This is a genomic window from Marinobacter sp. tcs-11 (assembly GCF_002049515.1).
GTDB classification, from domain to species: Bacteria; Pseudomonadota; Gammaproteobacteria; order Pseudomonadales; family Oleiphilaceae; genus Marinobacter; species Marinobacter nauticus.
Map to the genome: position 1 here is coordinate 1 of NZ_LLYU01000043.1, position 4,504 is coordinate 4,504.

General features: G+C 51.1%; 7 protein-coding genes. 6 read left to right on the forward strand and 1 reads right to left on the reverse strand.

Going from position 1 to position 4,504, the window contains the following annotated elements; translation table 11 throughout:
* Nucleotides 1–201 precede the first annotated feature (201 nt).
* The 4 genes from ARC85_RS19475 (at nt 202) to ARC85_RS19490 (ending at nt 2,451) form a co-directional block, all read left to right on the forward strand.
* Nucleotides 202–891: a VIT1/CCC1 transporter family protein gene (locus ARC85_RS19475; protein ID WP_036149876.1), complete on the forward strand. Its 690-nt coding sequence runs from the start codon at nt 202–204 to the stop codon at nt 889–891.
* Nucleotides 892–1,000: 109 nt separating this feature from the next.
* Nucleotides 1,001–1,315 carry a hypothetical protein gene (locus tag ARC85_RS19480; protein WP_022990894.1) on the forward strand — a complete coding sequence of 105 codons (315 nt, stop codon included), beginning with the start codon at nt 1,001–1,003 and terminating at the stop codon, nt 1,313–1,315.
* A 95-nt stretch (nt 1,316–1,410) separates the two neighbouring features.
* The gene (locus ARC85_RS19485; RefSeq protein ID WP_181861256.1) at nt 1,411–1,707 is read left to right on the forward strand and encodes a cupin domain-containing protein; all 297 of its coding nucleotides are present in this window, start codon (nt 1,411–1,413) and stop codon (nt 1,705–1,707) included.
* A gap of 93 nt (nt 1,708–1,800) precedes the next feature.
* Entirely contained in the window at nt 1,801–2,451 is a 651-nt protein-coding gene (locus tag ARC85_RS19490; RefSeq protein ID WP_114433943.1) for a glutathione S-transferase family protein, read from the forward strand.
* Nucleotides 2,452–2,554: 103 nt separating this feature from the next.
* On the opposite strand, the gene ARC85_RS19495 is transcribed toward ARC85_RS19490, so the two are convergent.
* Nucleotides 2,555–3,583, reverse strand: coding sequence for an IS630 family transposase (locus tag ARC85_RS19495; RefSeq protein WP_286715964.1), 1,029 nt, complete (start codon nt 3,581–3,583; stop codon nt 2,555–2,557).
* A 94-nt stretch (nt 3,584–3,677) separates the two neighbouring features.
* On the opposite strand from ARC85_RS19495, the gene ARC85_RS19500 reads away from it, so the two are divergent.
* Both ARC85_RS19500 and ARC85_RS19505 read left to right on the forward strand, forming a co-directional pair.
* Nucleotides 3,678–4,040, forward strand: coding sequence for a hypothetical protein (locus tag ARC85_RS19500; protein ID WP_286715965.1), 363 nt, complete (start codon nt 3,678–3,680; stop codon nt 4,038–4,040).
* Between the two features lie 102 nt (nt 4,041–4,142).
* A complete protein-coding gene (locus ARC85_RS19505) occupies nt 4,143–4,463 on the forward strand; it encodes a hypothetical protein (RefSeq protein WP_286715966.1) in 321 nt (106 codons plus the stop codon).
* Nucleotides 4,464–4,504: the final 41 nt, after the last annotated feature.

Consider the following 4,504-nt stretch of genomic DNA (forward strand, 5'->3'; position numbering starts at 1 on the left):
GTGCAAGGATAAACCGCGTGCAGACTTTTCACGGACGCAGAAGCCCGAAAACGGCCAGCTAATGGCTGGTAAGACTATGAAAAATCGACGCTATCAGCGGTGTGAAACAGTTTTGGACACGGTGGTACGGATGCGGTTTACTACGAATGCAAACTAATAAGCTGTTAGGCGCTACTGCTCACCTTTATATTTGGGCTTCGCATGAGACATTCTGAAAGACATAGAACCGATCGGATCGGCTGGCTTCGTGCTGCGGTTCTTGGTGCAAACGACGGAATTGTGTCTACTGCGAGCCTGGTCCTGGGTGTGGCGGCGGCAGGGGCGGACTCTAAGGCTGTTTTGATTGCAGGCATTGCTGGTCTCGTCGCTGGCGCTATGTCGATGGCAGCGGGGGAGTATGTGTCAGTCAGCTCTCAAGCCGACACTGAGGAGGCCGACCTTGCCAGAGAGAGAACGGAGCTGGCTGATGCGCCTGAACAAGAGCATGCTGAGCTTGCCGAGATCTACGTTAAGCGCGGTTTAGACCGGGCGCTAGCAGACGCAGTAGCAAGTCAACTAATGAAGCAGGATGCGCTGGGAGCCCATGCCCGTGATGAACTTGGCATTTCAGAAGTATCCACGGCACGTCCAATTCTGGCTGCGCTTGCGTCAGCAGGTACATTCTCGGTAGGAGCGGCCCTTCCTTTATGCGTCGTCTTTCTGCTTCCGGCGTCGCTACTTATATGGGGCGTCCCCGGTAGTTCACTGCTTTTCCTTGCCTTGCTAGGCTCATTAGCAGCGAAGGTCGGCGGCGCTCCTGTTCTTAAGGCTGCCTCTCGGGTTACGTTTTGGGGGGCCTTGGCTATGGCTTTGACGGCTGGGGTCGGTGCGCTCTTTGGGGTGGCCGTATGATGTGCTGGCGTTGCGTTCTCTCGCCTAACCAAGCGCTGCTGTCGGACAAATTTTCCGCTGCGCTCCAAATTTGCCGCAGAGCGCGGCGTTAAAAGGCAAAGGAGTTCGCATGGCTTATTGGGTTAACCATCTGATGGGAAACGCAGAGCAGAATTTCCCACTTGATTCATTGCCAAATCTGTATGACGAGCTTGCCACAGCGGATGGCGAGCATACCGATGTGTCTCTTACCCATGAATCCGAATGGTGCCTGTCAGCTCTTTCTTCGGGGTTGGTCGTGTGGGAGAACGTGGCAGGAGATGGTGAGCCAAAGCACATGGCTGGAGTCTCAAAAGAGAAAGTCATAGCTCTCTGGAGCCTTTTGGCGCGCGGGAATTTATCTGAAATAGATCAAGAGCGCTGGATTCCAGGCTATGGCGCCTAGAGCTTTTAACCAGGCGGTCAACCGGACCGCTTTTCCGCTGGCGCTCCAAAGCGGCCGGTTACCTTCGCGTTATGAGTGCAGGAGAGAGTTCACGGATGGAGAGGGAAGATCTGGTTCTTGAAGAAAGCTCTAGAGTCGCCTTGATCACACTGGCGGCTGGAGAGGAATCACCTTGGCATCATCATTCTGCTGTCACTGAACAGGTAGTTTGCGTGAGCGGGAAAATCACGCTCAAACTCGCACAGGCCTCAATGCCCGTCATCCTTTCCTCGGGGCAGCGGCACCAGATCCTGCCAGGAGTGAAGCACAGCTTGTCGAATTCTGAGGGAGCTGCATCAACATACCTCCTTGTTCAACAAGGAGTCTATGATTTTGTGCCAAGCAGCTCATAACCAGGCCAAGCACGGGGACAGCTTTTCCGTTGCGGCTTCGCCTCCACTCCAAAGCTGCCCGTGTTGGCAACGTTATATTTCAAGAAGTGAACTTTGGAGCTCGTAATAGGGAATAAAAATTACTCGTCATGGTCGTTAAGGCCTTGGCTACTTTTGTCAGTCCACAAGTTACCTTTTAGGGAAGTGCGGATTCCGCTGAATCAAGACGACACATACACTGCGCTTGCCCAGCATACCGATGCAGGGAAAGTCCCGGTTCTCAAAGACAATGATCTGGTCATCTGGGATTCACTGGCAATTTGTGAGTATATTTCCGAGCAGTACCTAGACGGCCGCGGATGGCCGAGTTCCGTTGGTGCGCGAGCAGAAGCAAGATCTTGCTGCGCAGAAATGCACTCGGGTTTCACAGAAATTCGAGGCCAACTGCCAATGAACTGTCGCGCAATCGGACGCAAACTTCCTCTTAATGCAGCCCTTGAACGAGAGATAGCTCGGATAGACCGAATCTGGTCGCAATACCGAGAAACCTATTTGAGTGAGGGCCCGTGGTTGTTCGGTGAGTTCTCTATTGCAGATTGCATGTTTGCTCCAGTTGCGTCGCGATTTAAAACCTACGGGGTCAAGGTCTCGCCGGTATCTACAGAATATATGCAGTTCGTCCTCGACCATGAACAAATGAGGGAGTGGGTTAGCCAGACTCACGATGAGCCTGAAACCATAAACGTGTCCGAGGTGGGAATATAACAATCACAGTCACGGCGACGTCTACTACATTGCGGCTTCGCCTCCATTTCGTAGCCGCGCATGCTGTTGGCGTTATACTAATTCGAAATAAAGTAAGCGAACATTACCCGGAGATAAAAGCCAAATCCGGATGGCCAAAAAACGATTTCAATAGTCGTGGCAATTTTTGCAAACGTCGAAGCTGCCGGTAAACAGTGCTCCGAAGTTGTTCTTTGCTGTTAATGATCTTTTTACCGACGTGATGGTATTTGATATAGCCCCAAACAGACTCGTCAGGATTCAGCTCCGGCGAGTACGGCGGCAGGAAGAACAACCTGAGCTTGCCGTCGAGACTCTCAACATAGTCTCGAACCCGACGAGCATGATGAACCGGGTGGTTATCGAGGATCAGGAAAACCGGCTTGTCAACGTCTTGCACCAGAGCCTTGAGGAAACCAAGAAACGCATCGGTGTTCATGTTGCCCTGAATGGTCTTAAAGCGAAGCTCGCCGCGAGGCGAGATGGCCGAGATCAGATTGATGCTGAAGCGACTGCCCGTATTACGGATGATCGGAGTTTCACCCCTGGGTGCCCAGGTGGTGCCACTGTGATAATCAGACCGAATGCTGGCTTCATCGCCGAAATAGATGGTGGCGCCGACTTTTTTTGCTTCCTTGCGAATTTCCGGGTAGGTCTCTTCTTTCCATTGTTTCACGGCCTCTGGCTTTTGCTGGTAGGCCCGATGCAGGGGTTTCTGAGGCGTCAGCCCCAGGTTTCGAAGCAGACGACCGACCGAGACATCGCTTAACCGGACGTTGAACTTTTGCCGGATGAGCTCACGCACTCGGCCCCGAGTCCACAGGGCAAAATCAAACTTCAACTGGTCCGGCGTAAAGGTCGTTATCCAGATATACAGCTCCCGGATCTGAGCACCGCTCAGTTTCTTGGGACGACCGGAAATCTGCTTGGCCTTGAGCGCGTCAAAGCCACCCTCGCGGTAGGCAGCCAGCCATTCATAGATTCGTGCTCGGCTCATCCCCAGCGCTTTGATGACGACTTCTGGACTCTCGCCATCCATGACCCGTTGAACGGCGCGAACGCGAATGGCTTCTAATGTTTTGTGATCAAGTTTACGACCGTCATCGTGGCGCATGTGTGTAAATATCCGATAAGCTTGGCGAACGGAGCCTACATTATAAATGATGTTCGCTTACTTTCGAACCCATTAGTACGTAAAGAGATATCCCGTGAAATACATCGATTCCAGTCAATTAAAAACCTATTTGAAGCTGGGGCGGGAATTGCCGCAGTTCCTGGGTTTTGGGGAGTACTTCGAATCTCGAACCTTTGAATGGGCAAATCTGTTTGGCTCACCAGAAAAAGCCAAAATTGACCTTATCCGATCATATGACGCCGGGGCAGACTGGGGATGTTGCGATGTACTTTCTTTCGGACAAGTAGCCGACGATGATCCTTCAGAAGAAAAATTTTTTGAGGGAACGTTGGAGGAGTGTTTGTCATGGCTGGAGTCGGAGCTTGGAGGCGATAGAGAGAAATTTGTTGGCCAAGGTATGATTGACCAAGTCTACGAAGAGCAATGTCGCCATTGAGTGGGGACCGTATAACCAGTGCGTCAACGGGACCGGTTTGTTCCGCTGCCGCTCCACAAACCGGCCCGTTACGCCGGCGTTAAAAACCTAGGGAAGTCCTAAATGGGCCGAAAGTTCATTTCTCAAAAGAAACAAACAAAAGAAGAGCTTTTTGACTCTCTGGTCAAGAATGCAATAGATTTTTTGGATTCATCGCTTGATGATTTGGAAAAGAGGCCTAAGAACTCTATTGTTGATTTTTATACATCAATTGAGTTGTTTCTTAAGGCTCGTTTGATGGATGAGCATTGGACTCTTATTCTTAGTAAACCCGAAACTGCAAATATTGACAGTTTTAGAGTTGGGGACTTTCATTCCGTTTTCCTAGAAGACGCAATCAAAAGACTTAAGGAGGCTCTGAATAAGTCTCAAAATCAGCGATAATACGGTCATCGTCAACTGCACAGGATTCGTTGCCACCATGG

What these genes read in the sequence shown, in the direction of transcription:
- ARC85_RS19475 (WP_036149876.1), top strand. Translation starts at nt 202, where the DNA reads ATGAGACATTCTGAAAGACATAGAACCGATCGGATCGGCTGGCTTCGT.
- ARC85_RS19480 (WP_022990894.1), top strand. Translation starts at nt 1,001, where the DNA reads ATGGCTTATTGGGTTAACCATCTGATGGGAAACGCAGAGCAGAATTTC.
- ARC85_RS19485 (WP_181861256.1), top strand. Translation starts at nt 1,411, where the DNA reads ATGGAGAGGGAAGATCTGGTTCTTGAAGAAAGCTCTAGAGTCGCCTTG.
- ARC85_RS19495 (WP_286715964.1), bottom strand. Translation starts at nt 3,583, where the DNA reads ATGCGCCACGATGACGGTCGTAAACTTGATCACAAAACATTAGAAGCC.
- ARC85_RS19505 (WP_286715966.1), top strand. Translation starts at nt 4,143, where the DNA reads ATGGGCCGAAAGTTCATTTCTCAAAAGAAACAAACAAAAGAAGAGCTT.